12 protein-coding genes and 1 pseudogene are annotated in these 19,410 nt (G+C 67.3%); 2 read left to right on the forward strand and 11 right to left on the reverse strand.

Going from position 1 to position 19,410, the window contains the following annotated elements:
- Positions 1 to 4 precede the first annotated feature (4 nt).
- A protein-coding gene (locus A7G45_RS07445) for an IS3 family transposase (protein ID WP_260938045.1) occupies positions 5 to 1,230 on the reverse strand; the annotation gives its coding sequence in 2 pieces (ribosomal slippage) (positions 5 to 999 and positions 999 to 1,230; 1,227 coding nt in all).
- A gap of 117 nt (positions 1,231 to 1,347) precedes the next feature.
- On the opposite strand from A7G45_RS07445, the pseudogene A7G45_RS07450 reads away from it, so the two are divergent.
- A pseudogene (locus A7G45_RS07450) lies at positions 1,348 to 2,292 on the forward strand (IS30 family transposase); the annotation flags it as partial.
- Positions 2,293 to 2,413: 121 nt separating this feature from the next.
- Here A7G45_RS07450 and A7G45_RS07455 read toward each other — a convergent pair.
- From A7G45_RS07455 to A7G45_RS07485, 7 genes are all read right to left on the reverse strand, one after another.
- Positions 2,414 to 2,647: a hypothetical protein gene (locus A7G45_RS07455; protein ID WP_260935371.1), complete on the reverse strand. Its 234-nt coding sequence runs from the start codon at positions 2,645 to 2,647 to the stop codon at positions 2,414 to 2,416.
- Positions 2,648 to 2,702: 55 nt separating this feature from the next.
- Positions 2,703 to 3,032: a WhiB family transcriptional regulator gene (locus tag A7G45_RS07460; RefSeq protein ID WP_260935373.1), complete on the reverse strand. Its 330-nt coding sequence runs from the start codon at positions 3,030 to 3,032 to the stop codon at positions 2,703 to 2,705.
- A 28-nt stretch (positions 3,033 to 3,060) separates the two neighbouring features.
- Positions 3,061 to 4,299 carry a glucose-1-phosphate adenylyltransferase gene (glgC, locus tag A7G45_RS07465; RefSeq protein ID WP_260935375.1) on the reverse strand — a complete coding sequence of 413 codons (1,239 nt, stop codon included), beginning with the start codon at positions 4,297 to 4,299 and terminating at the stop codon, positions 3,061 to 3,063.
- 104 nt (positions 4,300 to 4,403) lie between these two features.
- Complete coding sequence (locus tag A7G45_RS07470) at positions 4,404 to 5,204, reverse strand: DeoR/GlpR family DNA-binding transcription regulator (protein WP_260935377.1); 801 nt, start codon at positions 5,202 to 5,204, stop codon at positions 4,404 to 4,406.
- A 196-nt stretch (positions 5,205 to 5,400) separates the two neighbouring features.
- Positions 5,401 to 8,580, reverse strand: coding sequence for an arabinosyltransferase domain-containing protein (locus tag A7G45_RS07475; RefSeq protein ID WP_260935379.1), 3,180 nt, complete (start codon positions 8,578 to 8,580; stop codon positions 5,401 to 5,403).
- A gap of 11 nt (positions 8,581 to 8,591) precedes the next feature.
- Positions 8,592 to 11,846, reverse strand: a complete 3,255-nt coding sequence (locus A7G45_RS07480) for an arabinosyltransferase domain-containing protein (protein WP_260935383.1) — start codon at positions 11,844 to 11,846, stop codon at positions 8,592 to 8,594.
- A 257-nt stretch (positions 11,847 to 12,103) separates the two neighbouring features.
- A complete protein-coding gene (locus A7G45_RS07485) occupies positions 12,104 to 12,472 on the reverse strand; it encodes a DUF4345 family protein (protein WP_260935385.1) in 369 nt (122 codons plus the stop codon).
- Between the two features lie 36 nt (positions 12,473 to 12,508).
- Here A7G45_RS07485 and A7G45_RS07490 point away from each other — a divergent pair, with 36 nt between their 5' ends.
- A complete protein-coding gene (locus A7G45_RS07490) occupies positions 12,509 to 13,261 on the forward strand; it encodes a helix-turn-helix domain-containing protein (protein ID WP_260935386.1) in 753 nt (250 codons plus the stop codon).
- A gap of 292 nt (positions 13,262 to 13,553) precedes the next feature.
- Here the strand turns inward: A7G45_RS07490 and A7G45_RS07495 are convergent, their stop codons facing one another.
- The 3 genes from A7G45_RS07495 to A7G45_RS07505 are packed head-to-tail and all read right to left on the reverse strand — an operon-like array spanning position 13,554 to position 19,404.
- Positions 13,554 to 16,751 carry an arabinosyltransferase domain-containing protein gene (locus tag A7G45_RS07495; protein ID WP_260935388.1) on the reverse strand — a complete coding sequence of 1,066 codons (3,198 nt, stop codon included), beginning with the start codon at positions 16,749 to 16,751 and terminating at the stop codon, positions 13,554 to 13,556.
- 11 nt (positions 16,752 to 16,762) lie between these two features.
- Positions 16,763 to 18,625 (reverse strand): galactan 5-O-arabinofuranosyltransferase, encoded by a 1,863-nt coding sequence (locus A7G45_RS07500; RefSeq protein WP_260935390.1) that lies wholly within the window; start codon positions 18,623 to 18,625, stop codon positions 16,763 to 16,765.
- Complete coding sequence (locus A7G45_RS07505) at positions 18,625 to 19,404, reverse strand: decaprenylphospho-beta-D-erythro-pentofuranosid-2-ulose 2-reductase (protein WP_043402588.1); 780 nt, start codon at positions 19,402 to 19,404, stop codon at positions 18,625 to 18,627. Before A7G45_RS07505 ends, A7G45_RS07500 begins: the two co-directional genes overlap by 1 nt.
- Between the last annotated feature and the right edge of the window lie 6 nt (positions 19,405 to 19,410).

A 19,410-nucleotide genomic window follows, 5' to 3' on the forward strand; every position in this document is an offset into this window, starting at 1 on the left:
TCTCTTATCTGAGTGCCTCCTCGGTCTGAGGGTGCCGCTGGCGATGGTAATAGAGCGCTTCGGCTCGGTCCGGCGTGAGGTCCTGGCAGTAGCCGTTGGGCCGCTGGCGGTTGTAGAAGGCGACCCATTCGGCGGTGGCGAGGGACAGCTCGGCGGCGCCGGGGTAGGGCGGTTGGTGGTCAATGAGCTCGGTCTTGTAGCTGCTGTTGATCGATTCGGCCAGGGCGTTGTCGAAACTATCGCCCACTGATCCGACTGACGGGAGAATCCCTTCGGCGGCCAACCGTTCGGTGAAGGCCACCGCAGTGTATTGAGATCCCGCATCGCTATGGTGAATGAGATCGTTCAATGTTGTTGCACCGGAACGCTTTCTAGCATCGACCGCGTGGTTGATCGCATCGGTCACCAGCTTCTGGGTCATCTCGGTGGCCACCTTCCAGCCGACAATCTTGCGGGCATAGACATCGATCACGAACGCGGTGTACGCCCACCCCGCACGGGTTCGGCAATACGTGAAATCGGCAACCCACAAACGATCGGGCGCCTGGGCGACAAACCGCCGCTGCACCCGGTCCGGTGCCCGTGTCGCGGCCGGGTCGGCAACGGTAGTACGGACCCGGCGCCGCTTGCACGCACCACGCCAACCCATCTCCCGCATCACCCGCTCCACCACGCACCGCGAGACATCGAGTCCATTGGTGCGCAACACAATCCATGTCTTGCGAGCACCCAGGACCCGATACAGCGGGTTGGATTGACGGAGCCGGTGGACCGCATCAATCACCTGCGCGTCCGCCCAGTCGGCCTTCGAGGGGCCACGGCCGGCGCGGTGGGCGTAGTACGTCGACGGGGCGATCGTGACGCCGAACTCCGAGAGCACGGCGCACATCGACTCGACACCCCACTTGAGACCATCAGCGCCCACCCGCTGGTGCTGGTGGGCGCTGATGAACTCCACGACTACTGAGAGGGCCGGTCGAGCTCGGCAGCGAAGAAAACCGATGCCGCCTTCAAGATCGCGTTGGCCCGCTTGAGTTCGGCATTCTCCCGGCGCAGCTTGCGCAGCACCTCGGATTCCTGGCTGGTCTGCCCGGCCCGACCACCGGCGTCGATCTCGGCCTGGCGGACCCATTTGCGCACCGTCTCGGCAGTCCCGACACCCAGCAGGTCAGCAACCCTGCCCATCGCTTCCCACTCCGAGGTCGTGTCGCTGCGCAGATCGACCACCATCTGCACCGCCCGCGCCTTCAACTCGTCTGGATACCGCCTCGATGACTTCGATCCCACGTGTCCATCCTTCCCAACGGACGAACTCTCCGGACACGCCGGGGTGGATCAAACAGCGCCGGCGGCCGCAACAAGTACCGGCCACAGTTCCGGTTCGGCGCTCCGTGGCGCGGTGGGCCGATGCGGCGGCCGCGCTACCTCGCCAGCGCCGCCCAGGCTCGCGCACAACGCAACGCCCGGCGTCCGCGGCGGCGCAAGCTAGCCACCAACAGTCGCCTGCATGCTCAGGTGCAGACTTGGTTGACGGACTTTCACAGCCCCGAGCAGATCGCCCGGCAGCTGATGATGGAGTTTCCCGACGACCTGGAGATGCGGGTGTCCCACGAGACGATCTACCAGTCGATCTACGTGCAAGGCAAAGGCAATCTGCGCCGTGAACTGCACACCTGCTTGCGCACCGGACGGGCCTTGCGCCACCCGCGGCGCCGCCCCGGGGAACGTCGCGGACGCATCCCCGGGATGATCAACATCAGCGAACGCCCCGCCGAAGCCCTCGACCGAGCGATCGCCGGCCACTGGGAAGGCGACCTGATCCTGGGCAGCACCGAATCAGGGTCGGCGATCGGCACCCTGGTGGAGCGATCCACTCGCTACGCGATGCTGCTGCACCTGCCCGACAACCACACTGCCGAAGCCGTGCAGAACGCGATCGTCGCCAAAATGCCTCGACTGCCGGCGATGCTGCGTCAAACGCTGACCTGGGATCAAGGCAAGGAAATGGCCAACCACGCCCAGATCACCGAAGCGATCGACTTGGACATCTACTTCTGCGACCCGCACTCGCCCTGGCAGCGCGGCACCAACGAGAACACCAACGGCCTTCTGCGCCAATGGTTCCCCAAAGGCACCGACCTATCAATCTTCCCCGAGGACTACCTCGACCATGTCGCCGCCAAACTCAACAACCGGCCACGCAAAACCCTCGACTGGAAAACACCCGCCCAACGCCTCGACGAACTACTGTCCAACCCGTCCAATCCACCAGCTGTTGCACTAGAACCCTGAACCCAAGCGCAGAACGCGTGTCGCAACTGGACACTCGTCGGACAGGTGCGTCGACATCACTCGTGCTTTCAGCGGGCAACTTGTGTGGAATGTGGGTCCCACACTACTGCGATTGTCGCGCTTAGTGTTTCCCGGAGTAGGTCGCGGTCACGGTCGGTGATGCGAACGCGATCGGCGGCGTCGACGGCGGTGTGCTGCTGGTGATTGTTGCCGGGCCACCGGATGCCGTGATCACCGACTGGGCGTCGTGGGCAGTGGTCACGGTAAGGGTTCCCATCACCGCCAGGGCGCTGCCGCCGACGATCGCCGCCAGCATTCGGGCGGCGGGCGAGGTGTGTTGGGTTGTTTTGGACATGCGTCATCTCCTTGTGTTTGCCGAGCAATTGGTGAGAGTTGAGTTGATGCTGTTGCTATTCGCCACTGGCGGCGACCAGTTTGGTCCGACCTGAAATGCCAAGTGCAGAAACGCGTTCGGATTCGGATACTCCGCCCCAGGTGCCATACGACTCAGGGGACAGCAGGGCGAAGGCGGCGCACGGGGCCTTCACCGGGCATTGCTGGCAGACCTGTTTGGCCTGTTGTTCGCGTTGCCTGCGAGCCCGACCGCGCTCGTTGTCTGGATGGAAGAAGATACTGGAATCCATTGTGCGACAACGCGCTGAATGCTGCCACTCCCATTCGTCGGCCACCGGCCGGATCGACGACGCGGGTAGCGGCAATGCCGTTCGCTTACCGCTCATGGTGTGACTCTTACCTCCTGGTTGTTGACTACAGGGTGACCTGCTGGCCCTTGCCGACGGCGGTCACTCCGCCGTCGGATACGGCGAAGCCGCGCGCCAGGTCATGCTCTTTGTCGACCCCGATCTGCGCGCCGGGCGGAACAACGACGTTCTTGTCGATAATGGCGTTGCGTACCAATGCATTCGCGCCGACGATGGTGTTGTCCATGATCACTGATCGCTCCACTGTGGCGTGTTCCTCCACTCGGACGCCGGGTGACAGTACCGATTCACGCACCAGCGCGCCGGAGATGATCACCCCGTTGGAGATCACGCTGTTGACGGCGCGGCCGACTCGGTCACCGTCTTCGTGGACGAACTTCGCCGGCGGGTGCGGCGGTATGTGCGTGAGGATCGGCCAGGCGCTGTTGTACAAGTCGAAAGCGGGTACTACGGCGCATAGGTCCATGTGGGCGTCGTAGTAGGAGTCCAAGGTTCCGACGTCGCGCCAGTAGCCGTTGTTTCCGGCACGAGCACCCGGCACCTGGTTGCTCTGAAAGTCATAAACCTGAGCGAGGCCCTGTTCGACCATCATCGGCATGATGTCGCCGCCCATGTCGTGCTTGCTGAACTCGTCGGCTGCGTCGGCGTGCAACGCGGCGATGAGTGCTTCGGTCGAGAACACGTAGTTGCCCATCGAGACGAACGATTCGTCGGGGGAGTCGGGCAGGCCGGGCGGATCAGACGGCTTCTCCAGGAAGGCTTCCACCTGTCGACCGTCAGCGGCTGTCTTGATGACGCCGAAGGCGCCGGCTTCGTGTCGCGGCACACGGATGCCGGCGACCGTGGCGCCTGCACCGCTGTCGAGGTGCTGGGCGATGATCTGCCGGGGGTCCATGCGGTAGACGTGATCGGCGCCGAAAACGATAACCAGATCGGGCTTTTCGTCGTGAATCAGGTTCAGCGACTGGTGGATCGCGTTCGCGGAGCCGGAATACCATTGCGGGCCGAGGCGCTGTTGGGCGGGCACCGGGGTGACGTAGTTACCGAGCAGGCTGCTCATCCGCCAAGTGGTGGTGATGTGGCGATCGAGGCTGTGGCTCTTGTACTGCGTGAGAACGGCGATCCGCAGGACTCCGGCGTTGACCAGGTTCGACAAGGCGAAGTCGATCAATCGATACAGTCCGGCGAATGGGACCGCCGGCTTGGCCCGGTCGAGTGTCAGTGGGGACAGACGCTTGCCCTCACCGCCGGCCAGGACGATGCCGAGGACTCTCGGGTCGGCCATGCAGGGGTTCTCCTTCGGGCAGCACGCGACGGCGTGTGATGGGGTCACCGACGGCTGACGGTGATTTTAGGTATCTGCGAAAGTTGTTGAAACGTAGTGGGATATCACGCCCGCTCCACGATCAAGCCGGGTGCGGACAGTTCGGAGAGCTGGTGATCGTCCAGGCCGGTATCGGTGATCAAGAGGTGGATGTCTGCCAACTGCCCGTATTGGGCTCCGGTGACGGTCCCGAACTTGCTGTGGTCGGCAAGCAGGATGCGTCGGTGGGCGCACGCGAGCATCCGTCGTTTCACCGCTGCTTCGGACGGTGCGGGAGTGGTGAGTCCGCGGTGTGTGCTGATCCCGTTGGCTCCCAGGAATGCGACGTCTACGTTGATCTCGGCAAGCGCGCGTGCGGCCCAATCATCGACTTCGGCAAAGGTTTTCGGGCGTACCCGACCGCCGAGGGTGTACACCGTCAGCTGTGGCCGGCTGAGCAGGGTCAGCGCCTGTGTCAGTGAATTCGTGTACACCGTGAGCTCGCGGTCACCGGGAAACATGTCGACCAGCTGTGCGGTGGTGGACCCGGCGTCGATCAGAACAGATCCGCGTTCCGGAAGATGCGCCAGCGCAGCTTTGGCGATGCGGGTCTTCTCTGCGAGGAACTCGGTCCGCGTCTCGACTGCCGGTTCGTAGGAGAGGTAGTCGACCGGCACGGCTCCGCCGTGCACCCGTCGCAACAGGCCCTGGCGTTCCAGGAGGATGAGGTCCTTGCGGATGGTTTCACCCGTGACACCCAGCTCGGAGGCGGTGCCGGCGGCATCGATGCGGCCGTCCCGGCGCAGTACCTCGAGCAGGTGTTGTTTGCGCTGGTCGGCGTAGAGGGCACCCGTCGTATCGCGCTGAGCGGGTCCTGTGGATGGCATCACACCTCCAATGCATTGTGACCTGTACCACTTGGGTTTGATTGCTAATCATTGTGTTTGATTGGGAATCTGTCAAGCGGTCGGTCGCCCTGAGGGCTGGCCGGGCATCCGGCGATGCGACTAAAACGCCGAGTGGCCAGTTGCGACACGGATTTTCGCAAGACGCGTGTCGCAACTGGCCACTCGGCGGAACGGGTTATGGCTTGATTCGCATCTTCCCCGGCGAGTACAGCCCGCTGTGGACGGCGGTGCCCAGGTCCAGCTCGGCCGTCGTCGCATCCACGACGGTCGTGAACGCGCGCAGCGAGCCCCAGTCCCGGCCCCAGTCGTCGGACAGGTACGTCGACATCACATGCGCCTTCAGCAGCACGTCGGTGATCCCCAGCAGGCCGCCGTTGATGCCGTCCTGCCAGGTGTCGGTGTCCTGCTTCTTGGCGGTGTAGTCCGGCGTGATGCGGAACTTCGGCACCTCGGTCACGCCGTTGCGCACCAGCATCGGCTGCTGGCACGGGAACGCCAGGCCGACGGCCCAGTCCATCAGCACCGGCTGCGTCTTGCCGATGAACTGCTCGAGGGTCTTGAGCTCGGGCACCCGCGGCGGGGTGACCGCGATCCAGTCACCCTCGTTGAGCGAGAGGTTCACTGCCACAACACGAACGAACGTGGCATCGGCCGGAATCTGACGACGGTCGAACCGCAGGTTGCGCCACGACGGCGTCGGACCGATGTCGTAGGGCACGACGCGTCCGCCCGCGACGGGGTGACCGTCCGGACCGGTGCGGCCGTACTCCAGCTCGACGGTCTGGCCTTCGGTGCGGCCCTTGAGCGAGCTGTTGCCGGTGATGGTGCCGGCTGCGGTAACGACCACCAGCGGCTGCGCGGCATCAGCGGCGGGCAGCCCGTACCAGGCCGACGTCAGCTTGGCCTGCGAGTGCGGACCGGTGGTGTACGTCCCGGCGACCGGCACCCGTGCGGGGTCGAGGCCGTAGGGCAGCGGCACCGTCGAGCCGTTGATGCCCGGCGTCTTGAGCTTCACCGCGGCGTCCCAGTCCGAGTCGGTGCCCGGCATCGGGAAGTCGAGTCGAATCGCTTCGGCGACAATGTGATCCGGTACCCCGTTGGGCGTGAAGCCGGCGGCACCCACGCCGCCCAACGCGCCCAGTGGCCCGTAGTCGCCGGCCTGCGGGGTCAGGAACCCGGCGTTCGAATCGGGCTCGACGAGCACGTTGTCGGCCAACCCGCAGCCGCCCTTGAGCGCCCGCAGGTTGCTGGCCAGGTTCGAGTATGTCGGGTATTCGCGCACCGCGCCGATGGTCATCGACGCCACACAGACCACGACCATGAACGCGGCGGCCAGCGGGATGGGGGCCGTGGTGACCAGCCGGGTGAGCCGGCCTTCGGGGCGGTCGCTGTTGAAGTGCAGCCAGAACGCCCACAGTGCGGTGATCACGAACAGCGCCAAAAAGATTGTGCTGAGCTTGATTCCGCCGACCGCCACCATGTCGTTGTTGAACGGCACGCCGTAGCTCGACACGTACCACCAGCCGTTGGTGGTGGCCGAAACCAGCGCCAGCAGGAACAGCACCGCGGAGGTGACGGCCATGCGGTTACGTGCCGACTTCAGCACCGACCGGGACACCAGCACGGTGGCCACCGCGGCCATCGCCGCGCCCACGGCCGCGAACAGCCCGAAGTGGTGCACCCACTTGGTCGGGGTGAACATCAGGCAGAACATGGTGGCGAAGATGATGCCCATCAGGCGCCACACGGGGCCGCGGGCGATGCCGGGCACCCGCTTGCGCCGCAGGATCATGAACATCGACGTGAACAGGCTCAGCGCGGTCAGCAGGAAGCCGAAGCGCCGGGTCATCGAGCCGTCGACCGTCGGCAGGAACAGGTAGTAGTACCGCAGATTCTCGGTGTACCAGGCCTGGCTCGGTCCGATCGCGGTGCGAATCCTGGTGGCTTCCAACACTCCTGCCGCAGTCTGGTTGACGAACACCACGGTCAGGATCACGAAGCCGGCGGCCAGCAGCGGCATCACCAGCGGCCAGGTGCCGACCTCGCGGCGGCGACGGACCAGGATGCGCAGGATCGGGCGGCCACCGGCCAGCAGGGCGGCCACGGCGATCAGGCCGGTCGGCTGAATGCCCAGGGTGAACGCCGCGCTGATGATGGCCAGGGCGGCCGGGGTCAGCCGGCTGGTGCCGATGGCGCGTTCGATCAGGACGTAGGTGATCAGGGCGCCGGTGGCGATCTGGCCCTCGGGGCGCAGGCCGTTGTCGAACGGCATCCAGGCGGCCATCAGGACCAGGCCCGCGGCCCACATGGCCGTCTTGCTGCCCGCCACCGCCGGCCCGAGCCGGGGGAGCACTTCACGCGACAGCAGCAGCCAGCAGATCAGCGCACAGAGCAAGTCCGGCAAGCGGATCCAGATGCTGGCGTCGCTGACGTGAGTCATCAGGGCCAGCACGTTGTAGTACCAGCCGAACGGATCCTCGGGGCTACCGAACCAGCGGAAGTAGTTGATCATGTACTGCGCGTGCGGTGCGACGCGCGCCATGCCCAGGATGTAGCCGTCGTCAGATGACCCGGCGCCCAACACGTGCCAGAGCAGGAACCCGCCGACCACGACACCGTCGACCAGGCTGAAGGTCCGCCAGCGGCTGGGGATGAGGCGCTGCATGCGGCGCCCGTCCATCCGGTCCAGGCGCCAAAGGGCGAGCAGCGCAACGATGGTCGCCGCGATGCCGCCGAACATGGCGGTGTACTTGATGATCGTCGGCCGGTTGATGAACCGGGTGTCGATCGTCGCGGACACCGAAAGGCCCTGCGGCGCGGCGCCCTTCAGGTCGGTGAAGATGCCGACGACGGTGGGCCGCAGGTTCGGGTCGGCGAACCCGGTACGCAGTTCCTTGCCGTCGGTCCCGGTCAGGCCGACGAACGTCGCGAACGTCCCGTTCTTGTCGGAGATGATCTCGATGCGCGAACAACCCGGATTACCAATGGCTTTCAGGCGCGGCACGCTGGCGATCACCACGTTGCGGTCGGTGATGTCGACGCGGCTGCTGGAGACATTGACCAGCAGGCCGTTCAGCGCGGCCTGCTTGCCGTCCTTGGGTACCGTGCCGAACACCAGCCCGCCCGAGGGTGGCAGCGTCCGCAGCACGTCGCACGGAATCGTCGCCTTCATCGTCACCGGCGTCTGCGAGATCAGCGGCGCGGTCACATTGCCGAACTGGCCCTGCTGCGGCCAATTCAACTGCGCGGTCGTCTGTACCACCGGCAGCAGTGGCGTCAGCGCCGACAGCACGAAGCCGATCAGGCCCGCGACGATCGCCACCCAACGGGTGACCTTCACTTGCTGTGCGTTCATTCCCGTCCCGGTCATGGCAGGGCCCGGATCGGGCCGCGGCGGCTCCAGCCGTTGACGGTCATGGTGCCTTGGTCAATCGCTGCGGGCGGTGCCATTGACGGCGGCACCACCGGGTCGTACCGCTCGATCGAGCCCCAGTCCCGGTACCAGTCGTTGCGCAGGTAGGTCGGGATGGTCGACGTCCGCAGCAGCGCCTGGATGAACAGGAAGGGGCCACCCTTCTGCGCGGACTGCCACATGTTCGACGACACCACGACCTGCTTGGTGTTGGGCAGGATGCGGTACTGCGGCAGCTCCGCGACGCCGAGATGCTCGGAGAACGGGCGCTGGCACGGGAAGTTCGCGGCGGTGGCGATGTCCATCAGGATCGGCGTCTGCGACCCCAGGAACTGCTGCGCGGATTGCAGCGTCGGCACCCGCGGCGGGGTGAAGCCGAACCACTGGTCCTCGGACAGGTTCGGATCGTCGGCGACAATGCGGGCCACGTTGGCCTCCGGCGGTGCCCATGCCAGCGGGAAACGCAGGTTGCGCCAGGCGTACTGGGCGAAGGTGTCGATGGGCTGCACCTCGCCGAGGGCCTGGTAGCTGCCGTCCGGTCGGTGCACACCCCACTGCAGCTTGAGCGACTGGCCGTAGTGGAACTCGTGCTCTTCGTCGTAGTACCAGATGGCGCCGGCGGCTGCGACGGTGACGAGCGGCCGGTCCGCGGCGCGCGGCGGGAGTTCGTACCAGGCCGACGTCGCCTTGGCGGCGACACCGTTCTCCTTGAAGCTGCCCATCACCGGGGTGCGGGCCGGGTCCAGGCCGAACGGGAGGAAGACGTTGGAGCCGTTGACGCCCGTCGGGCCGTAGCCGCCGCCGGTACCGGCCGCGAAGGCGACGCCGACGTTGGGCTTGTTGGGCGAGCCGTCGGAGTTCACGGTGCCGGGGTTGGCGACCACCGGGTGCGGCGGGGCCAGCGAGTCGCTGACGCCGTTGGGGGTGAAGCCGACGGGGTTCTCGCCGCCGAGCGGCCCGTACTTGCCCCAGGTCTGGCCGGGGACGGGCTGCAGCGTGCCGGCGTTGATATCGGCCTCGACCAGCACGTCGTCGGCCATGGCGCAGCTCTTGTCGGACAGCCCGGACGTCACTGCGTTCAGATTCGCGCGGGCCGTCGTGTACTGCGGGTAGCGCTGCACGAAGCCCTTGGCCATCGAGCCGACCTCGAGCATGACCATGATCACCGCGACGATGAGCAGCGGCGTCGACGCCAGCGCCCGGTTGCGGCGGGTCTCGGCGACCTCGGTGTGGCCGGCGTAGTCGATGCGGAAGTGCAGCCAGCCGGCGAGTAGCGCGGTGATGATCGCCAGCACCAGGAACATCGAGGTGACGGGGTGGCCGGCCAGCACGGGCTGCCGGTCGAACCACGGCACGCCGTAGTTGCCGACGTAGAACCAGCCGTTGATGCCGGACGTGGCCCAGGCCAGCACGAACAGCAGGGCCGTCACGTACAGCGCCAGGTTCCGCCGGCTGTGCAGCCCGACGGTCGCGAACGCGAAGGCGATGATCGCGCCGAACGCACCCGACAGCCCGGCGAACGCACCGAACTGCACCGCCCACTTGGTCGGGGTGAAATGCAGGAGCAGCAGGCCGAGGACGGTGCTGCCGAGCAGGCGCCACACCGGGCCGCTGGCCAGGCCGGGCACCCGGCCCTTGCGCAGCAGCAGGGTCAGCGTGCCGAACAGGCACAGCAGCAGGATCAGCACCGAGAAGCGGCGGGTCATGGAGCTGTCGACGCTGTCCTCGACGGTGAGGAAGTAGTAGCGCAGGAATTCCTGGTACCAGGAGATGGTCGGGCCGACGGTGTACTTGATGCGCGCCGACTCGGCGACCGTGGCCAGCGTCTGGTTGCGGAAGATCACCGTCAGGATCAGCGACGCCGACGCGGCCAGCGCCGCGATCGGGGCCAGCAGGCCGGTTCCGGCCCGGCGGCTGCGGATCGTGCGGACCAGGGCGCGGGCGCCGATGAGCAGCGGTGCCAGCGCGATCAGGCCCTGCGGTGCGGTGGTCGCGGTGAAGGCCGCCACGATGATCGCGACGGCCGCCGGGGCCAGGCGCCGGGTGGCGATGGAGTATTCGAGGAGCACCCAGGTCGCGATCACACCGAAGGCGATCAGCGGTTCGGGGCGCAGGCCGTTGTTGAACGGGTACCAGGCGGCCAGGAAGACAGCGGCCGCGGTCCAGATGGCGATGGCGTTCGAGGACACCCCGCGGGCGCCGGGGCCGAGCCGCGGCAGCACCCAGCGGGACAGCAAGGTCCAGGTGGCCATGCCGGCCAGCAGTGCGGGCAGTCGCATCCACACGCCGGCGGTGCTGACGGTCGCCAGGTGCGCGAGCACCGACTGGTACCAGTCGAACGGCGCCTCGGAGGTGCCGAAGTAGCGGAAGTAGTTGGCGACGTAGCCGGCCTGGCTGGAGACCCGGGCGATGGTGAGGTTGTAGCCGTCGTCGGAGGAGATCGCGCCGATCAGGTGCCACCCGGCCAGGCCGGTGAACACCGCGATGTCGGCGAGCCAGTGCCAGCGGCTGACCTTCCAGAACCGCTGCCACGCGTCGTGCACGCGGCGGCCGTCCAGCCGGTCCAGCAGGGCCAGCGCGAGGATCGAGACCAGCGTCAGCAGCACGCCGAGTGCCATCGCGGCCGACTTCACGAACGTCGGGACGACGATGAACCGGGTATCGATGTCGACGCGTGCCGACAGGCCGGGCTGCGCGGGGACCTTGAGACCGGTGAAGATGCCGGCCACCTGGGGCTTCTTCTCCACGCTGCCGGTGCCCGCGGCTCCGGGCAGGCCGATGAAGTCGGCGCCGACGCCGCTGTTGGTGGCCCAGAGGTGCAGGTTGCTGCATTTCCCGATGTCGGCGCGCTTGGCGACGGCAGCGACGGTGTCGCGGAAGGCGACGACGACGTCGGTGGCGTTGGCCCGGACGAACAGCCCGTTGCGGCTGGCGTCGATACCGTCGGGCGGGATCGTCGAGAACACCAGACCACCGGCGGCCGGCAGGGTGGCGATGGCCGAGCACGGGATGGAGACATCCAGCGCCAGCGGCGCACCCGACACCAGCGGGGCGGTGAGGTCAGAGACATTTCCGCTGGCACCCGGGGCCTGAGGCCACAGGATGGTCGCGGTGGTCTGTTTGACGGGCAGCAGTGGGGTCAGCGCGCAAAGCAGCAGACCCGCTAGGCCCGCGATGATCGCGACGAGACGGGCAGTCCTGGCAGGCACGAGGCTCAAGACTAGGCGACAGTTATATGTGGCCTGGCGCACTGACTGGGAATGTCGAGGTAGTAGCCGGAAAGTGATCTTCCGGCTGACCTGATCCGATCAGGCTCGTCGCGTAGAACATCCAGCTGAAACCACCGGTCGCCATGCTTGCCGTCGACGACCTTGTGGACCGATGAGCGGAACTCTGCCCGAGCCTGACTGTACGGCGATTCTCGGGCCGGTTCGCCGCCGTCCAGTCAGGCTCGCGAACGATTTGGTCAGCGGGCGGCCCAGAACAGCACCCCTGCGGCCGCCAGTTCAACCAGGCAGTAGAACCAGTTGGGGTAGAACGATGTCGAGTCGTCGATCACCGCCGACACCATGCGGCCCAACGCCATGCCGGCCAGGGCCGCGGCCACGGTGAACAGGACGCCGGTGCGGACAGCCCCCGGGGTGGCCGCGGCGTACCCGAGGATGCCGGCGATCGCCAGGCCGAAACCGCCGTACACGGCGCGCACTTCGGCACGCGCCGCGGCACCGCCGAGCGTGAACCCGAACGGCCGCAGGATCGCGGCGGGGGCAGCCAGCGCGTACGCGCCCATGCCCAGGAAGAACACGCCTACGACGGCGATGATGACGATCTGCACGGTAGCCTCCTGTCGAGATTGACCATGGAGTCCAGCATGTCGTCCCGTACACCTGCCCCGCTTCCACAAACCTGCTGCCCGACGGTGTGGCTGTGGCCGGGGCAGGCCCTATACGCCGGACCTGGCCTGGGCTTGCAACCCCATTCGGGATCGGTGTTCTGCCTGGCCGTCGGGATCGATGAACCACTGTCGGTGCAGACGGATCGGGCGACGACGGTGGCCCGCACGGTGTTGATCCCGCCGCGGGTACGTCACCAGCTGACGGTGCAGGGTCGGCTGGTGTCCTGCTACCTGGATCCGGCCTCGGCGCGTACGGCGTCATGCCGGGAGTTGTTCACCGACACCGACGGCATCGGTGTGCGGCACCGCGCCGAAGGCGCGCTGCTGAACGTGCCGGCCGGCGATATCGCCGCCCTGCGTTGGCTGGATACCGCCGCACCGACCCAGGTGCAGCGGATGGATCCGCGGATTGAACTGGTGGCCAAGCAGATTCGCGACGACCCCACGCACGTCGAGTCGGCCGGCGACCTGGCTGCCGCGGTCGGATTGTCCGAATCCCGGTTCTTGCACCTGTTTCGCCAGGAGACCGGATCGAGCCTGCGCCGCTACCGGTTGTGGAGTCGGCTGACCCGCGCCGGCGCCGAGATCGCTGCCGGGCAGAGCCTGACCGTGGCGGCGGTCGAGGCCGGGTTCACCAGTCCGTCGCACCTGTCCGATCGGTTCAAGTCGACCTTCGGACTGTCGGCGACGGCACTGCTCGCGACGGGTCTGACCATCCGGACGCCTTGAGCGCCAACGTAATAGGCGCCGTTGAGTGGACAGCGAGGTATAGACCGGAGATTCCAGCACCGGCCCGACGGCCCGGGAAGTACGTAGCTTCAATCACCAAGTCACTGGCAGCGACCCTGATTGAACCCAGGTACTTCCTCAGGCTGCCAGGCGTCCCTAACTGCAATAACCACAGGGAGTTTGCCTGCCGACTGCACTCACGTACTTTTCATCCGACCCGATACCCCGACCTTCCTCGAAACATCAGGGTCAGCGAGGTCTTTCCACATTCGGTCAGGCTCGTGGCCGCCGATCAGGAATGGCGTAGCGGCGCCGGGCTCCACAGCCCGCCGCGGGTGGCGGTCCCCAGATCGATCTGGGCGGGCTGCGCGTCCGGGTAGTACTGGGTGAACTGCTGCAGCGAGCCCCAGTCGCGGAACCAGTCGTCCTTCAGGTACGTCGGCACCGGCGTGGCCTTGAACATCAGCTCGGTGATGCCCAGCGGGCCGCCGCCGAGGTAGTCCATGACCGGCGAGTTGGCCTCCGCGCCGAAGCGGTCCGGCAGGATGCGCCACTTGGGCACCTCGGTGACGCCGTTGTCGTGGCCGAAGGGGCGCTGGCACGGGAACGCCAGACCGACGAGCCAGTCCAGCATCACCGGGTCCTTGGAGCCGACGACGTCCTGCAGGCTGCGCAGCTTCGGGATGCGCGGCGGCGTCAGGGCGATCCAGTGCTGAGGCGCGAGATCGTCGTCGGTGGCGACGATGCGGATCAGGGTGGCATCGGGCGGGATGGCGGCCATCGGGGCGCGCAGGTTGCGCCAGGCCGGTGCCGCGCCGACGTCGGCGAAGCCGACGGCCCCGGCGATCTTGCCGGCCGCGGCCTGGCTATCGGTGGCGTACTCGACCCGAACCTCGCCCTGGCTGAAGCGGCCCGCGGCGGCGACGACCAGCAGCGGTCCGGTCTGATCGCGCGGCGGCAGTTTGTACCAGCCCGAGCGCATGCGTGCCGGGATCTGGACGCCGCCGCGCCAGCTGCCCAACACCGGGGTGGTGGCCGGGTTCAAGTTGTACGGCAGCTTGGCGCGCGAGCCGTTGACACCCATTCCGGCCGTGGTGCCGCCCTCGGTGCCCGGCTCCGCGCCGCTGGTGGGCCCGCCGTCGTTGTCGGCGAAGTTGGTGCCGCCCGGCTGTTCCATCACGGGGTCTGCGGAGACGTCCGAGGGAATTCCGTTGGGGGTGAAGCCTTCTGCGCCGCCGGCGCCCAGCGCGTCGGCGAGTGTCGTCGACTGCGGGACGAGCATCCCGGCGTTGGGGTCCTGCTCGACCATGACGTCGTCGGCCAGGCCGCAGGTTTTACCGGTCAGCGCCTGCAGGTTGGAGCGGCCCACCGACCAGGCCGGCCACTGCTGCGTCATGCCGAGGGTGAGGGACAGCACCTCGAAGAACACCACGATCCACGACGCAATTGCCAAGGGCGCCTGGGGAACCCAGCGATTCACCGGCCGGTCGGGGGTGTGGTCGTAGAAGTGCAGCCACGCCGCCCACAGCAGAGTCAGGAACGATAGGCCGAACAGGAAGGTGGTGAAGCCGAAGTGCCACTCGGGGAATTGATTCGACCACGGCACCCCGAAGTTGGAGACGTACCACCAGCCGTTCACGGTGGCGAACGACAGTGCCAGGACGAACAGCACCGTCGCGGCGAACATCGCCCGGTTGCGGCGCGACCGCATGGCGGCGGTGCCGACCGCGATGGCGGCCAGCGCACCCAATGATCCGGCGAGCCCGGCGAACACGCCGAAGTGGTGCGTCCACTTGGTGGGCGTGAACATCATGGCCAGGAACGAGATGATGGTGATGCCGACGATGCGGCGGGCCGGACCGGCGGCGGTGCCCGGAATTCGCCCCTTGCGCAACGACATTGCGAGTGAGACGGCCAGCGCGAGCAGCAGGGTCAGCACCGCGAACCGGCGAGCCACCGAACCGTCGGGGCTGGTGGTGAACAGTCGCTCGTAGCGGATGTGCTCGTCGAACCAGCTCAGTGCGGGGCCGACGGTGGTCTTGAACGAGCTGGCGTCGATCTCGGCGGCGAGGGTCTGGTCGCGGAAGATCAGGATCGCCGTCACCGTGCCGGCGGCCAGGATCGGCGCCAGCAGCGCCAGATAGCCGAAGCGTGAAGTATGCCGCGCCACAATCGTTTTCAGCGGGCCGACGGCGACCAGCAGCGCGCCGATCGCGGCGATGCCGGTCGGGCCGGAGAACAGCGTCAGCGCGCCGATGATGATGGCGATGGCCACCGGTAGCAGCCGGCTGGTGGCGACGCCGCGCTCGACGGAGCACCAGGTCAGCAGGATGCCGAGCGCGATGATCGGCTCCGGCCGGATGCCGTTGTTCAGCGGCAGCCAGAACGCCAGGAACATTCCGGCGGCGGTCCAGGCGGCGGCGCGGCTGTTCTTGACGGCGTGGCCGAGGCGGGGGAGCACCTCGCGGCTGATCACCCACCAGCACGCCAGGGCCATCAGGAGGGTGGGGAGGCGCATCCAGATGCTCGACGTGGACACGTGCGCCCACAGCGCCAGCAGGTCGTAGTACCAGCCGAAGGGCGCCTCCGGGGTGCCGAACCAGCGGTAGTAGTTGGCCATGTAGCCGGCGTGCTCGGAGACGCGGGCCATGGTCAGGATGTAGCCGTCGTCTGAGGTGTTGGCGCCGACGAAGTGCCACCACACCAGGGTCGCTGCCACGACGCCGTCGAGCGGCTTCACCGACCACCAGCGCGGTGGCAGGAACCGTTTGTGCGGGACGCCGTCAGCGCGGTCCAGTACGTGCAGGGCGCCCAGTGCGACGACGGTGAGCGCCACGCCGAAGATCATCGCGAGCATCTTCAGCAGCGTCGGGGAGGTGCTGTAGCGCGAGTCGATGGTGGCCGAGAACGTCAGTCCGGCCGGGGCCGCGCCGGACAGATCGGTGTACACGCCGACGATCTGTGGGCGGAAGTCGTAGCCGCTGAGCTCGCCGCGCAGTGGCTTGCCGGGGTTCTTGTCCTTCGGGCCCTGCACCAGACCGACCAGCTCGCCGGTGACCTTGTCGTCGTGCGCGGTGAACTTCAGTTCCTTACACGCCGGGCTGAGTACCTGCGTCAACGGCGCGCTGACGACCGGGGTGTTGCGCACGATGACCAGCAGGTCGCCGCCGACGCGCTCGATCAGCAGGCCGCGGTCGACGGCCTTGGGCGCCTGTTTGGGCACCGTGGACAGCAGGGTGGTGGCGGGGCCGGTGAGGCCGGCGGCCGCCGAGCACGGGATTGTGATGGTGAGGTCGGTCGCGACGTAGCCGATCAGGGGCGCGTCGACGCTCTTCAGCACGCCTGCCTGCGGCCAGTTCAGCTGTGCCGTGGTCTGGGTGACCGGCAGCAGCGGCGTCGCCATCGCCAGGAACGCGCCGAGCAGTCCGGCGACGATCGCGATCCACCGAGCCGTACGGTGATTGCGCTCTACCTCAGGTTCCCCGGCCACGGGCCTAGATGTTAGTGGCCGCTACGGATGGCCAGCACAAACGGGCCGATATCGGTGACCTGCCAGTGCTTGCTGTGGAACAGCCGCTCGTCGAGTGCCACCTGGTAGCGGCGCACGTTGGGCTGGTTGGGGTAGACGTCCTCGGCCAGTCGCAGCGTGTAGGTGCCGGTGCCGCCGTGCCGCATCAGGAACACCGTCGGCGCCTGCCAGGGCATCGTGTCGAGGGCTTTGACGAACTCGTCGGGGCTGGTCATGGTCGCCCAGCTCTCGATCGCGCCGGAGCGTTCCTTGAACTGCGCCAGCGGGTTGGCGTAGTGCGACGTCAGGCCCTGGAACCCGTAATAGGGGTAGTAGGACAGGAAGCTGTAGTCGGCGGTCATCACGACGGTCTCGTTGCGGGGCCGGCCCGTCGCCGCGGTGATCTTCCGGTCGATCCCCTGATAGAAGCGCTCGGAGCCAGGGGGACGACGGTCGGCGCGCTGGCCGGAGCCGTCGGTGTCGGTATAGGCGACGGCGATGTCGGGCCGCAGGATGTCGGGGATCGCCTGGCTGAACGACACCGCGCCGATCGCGCCGATAGTGGCGGCCACCGCGATGACGCGGTTGGTGGTCGGCTGCGCGTAGTGGTGCGCCAGCCCGCGGGCGGCTTCCAGGAAGCCGAAGGTGCCGGCCGCGACCAGCAGCACCAGCAGGGTGGGTTGCAACCGGAACGACAGCAGCGTGGTGCGCGCGAGGGTGGCCAGCATCGACAGCAGCGACCACGCGTACACCGACCCGACGGCCATCGCCAACGCCGCGGCGCGGGTCGAGCTGCGGGCCTTGACCACCAGCCACAGCGTGCCGATGAGGCACATGACGCCCAGCAGGGTGGCGTCGAGCATCGGGAAGGTCAGCTGCGCGCCGGACATCGGCAGGTAGTGCTGCGCGGTGCCCTTGTCGGCGGGGTGGCCGTTGAGCACCGCCAGGTAGTACGGCGCCCAGTGGATGGCCGCGATGGCACCGGAGATGACGGCGATGACGGTGACCCGGATCAGTGGCTGGATCTGTCGGCGCGACACGGCCAACAACAGCGCCATCAGCGCGAGGGTGAAGGCCAGGTAGCCGAACAGCAAGGTGTAGAACAGTGCCGCGATGCCGAGGAAAATCCCGGTGCCGAGAATGGCGGCCCAGCCCCGGCCCGTAGCTTTCAGTCCCGACCAGGCCAGCACGAACACCGGCGGCAGCAGCACCACGATGACTGCCGAGTACGGCTCGGTCGATGAGTACGCCAGCGTCACCGCGGCGGTCGCCGTGGTGACGGCCAGGGCGTACTCGAAGCGAATCATGGCCGCCCACAACACGAATGCGGCCGCAATCGCCGCGGTGATCGACACGACGGCCCACGGCTTGAACATCTCCCAGGCGGGGGTGCCGGTCAGCGCGGCGACCCGGCCGCCCAGCCAGAACCAGCCCGACGGGTAGTACGGCGGCAGGCCCAGATACGTCATGTCGTGCGGCACAGCGGTATCCGCGAGGCGGGTCAGGTACTCGGTGCGGAACTGCTGGTCCACCGAGACGCCGAACAGGTACAGCTTGGTGGCGCCCAACGGCATGCCGAGGGTGACGACCGAGAACGCGGCCAGCAGCGACGTGGCCGCCAGTTTGGCGCTCTTGTGCCAGCCGCGGCGCCAGGCCCACCCGGTCAGCAGCAGGCCGATCAGCACGGCGCACTGGCCCGCGGTGGTGAGGGCGTGCAGCTGGTTCGACGAGTTGAACGCCGGCCACTGGACGCGGGCAATCGCTTGCAGCGCAATGACCGTGATGAGCACCGCCAGTGCCATGGCGGCCAGCATCTGGCCGCTCACCCTGGCTCCCGCGGCCAGCGCGCTGCGCATCAGAGCGGGAGTTTGCGGAAGATCGGCCGCGGGATGTGGCGCATGACGGACATCAGCAGCTGCACCGGGGCGGGCGCCCAGATGAGTTCCTTGCCCTTGGCCGCTGCGGCGACGATCTGCTCGGCAACCTGTTCCTTATCGACCGTGAACGGCGCTTCCTTGGCGCCGGTGGCCTTCCAGTGCTCCAGCGTGGTGGTGGTGCGCACCTGGCCGGGACGGACGACCAGCACGTGAACCCCGAACTCCTGCAAGGCTTCTCCCAGGCCCAGGTAGAAGCCGTCCAGGCCGGCCTTGGTGGAGCCATAGACGAAGTTGGAGCGTCGGACCCGCTCGCCGGCGACCGAGGACATTGCGATGACCTGGCCGAAGCCCTGCGCCTTCATCTTTTCGCCGATCAGCACGCCCACGGAAACCGCTGCGGTGTAGTTGATCTGGGCGGTCATGACGGCCTTGGCCTGGTTCTGCCACAGCTCCTCGGCATCGCCGAGGATGCCGAACGCGACGATCGCGACGTCGACATCGCCGTTGGCCCAAGCGGATTCGATGACGGCAGGGTGGGACTTGGTGTCCAGCGCGTCGAAGTCGAGGTAGACGACCTCCTTGGCGCCGGCCGCCTCGATCTGTGCGATGGCGGCGTCGCGCTTCGGGGCGTTCGGCAGGTCGGCGAGGATCACCCGCGCCTTGGCGTTCTTGAGGTAGCGCTCGACGATGGCCAGGCCGATCTCCGAGGTACCGCCGAACAGCAGGATGGTCTGCGGGTTGCCGGTTGCGTCAATCATGAATCT

The organism is Mycolicibacterium llatzerense, assembly GCF_025331195.1.
Classification (GTDB): Bacteria; Actinomycetota; Actinomycetes; order Mycobacteriales; family Mycobacteriaceae; genus Mycobacterium; species Mycobacterium llatzerense.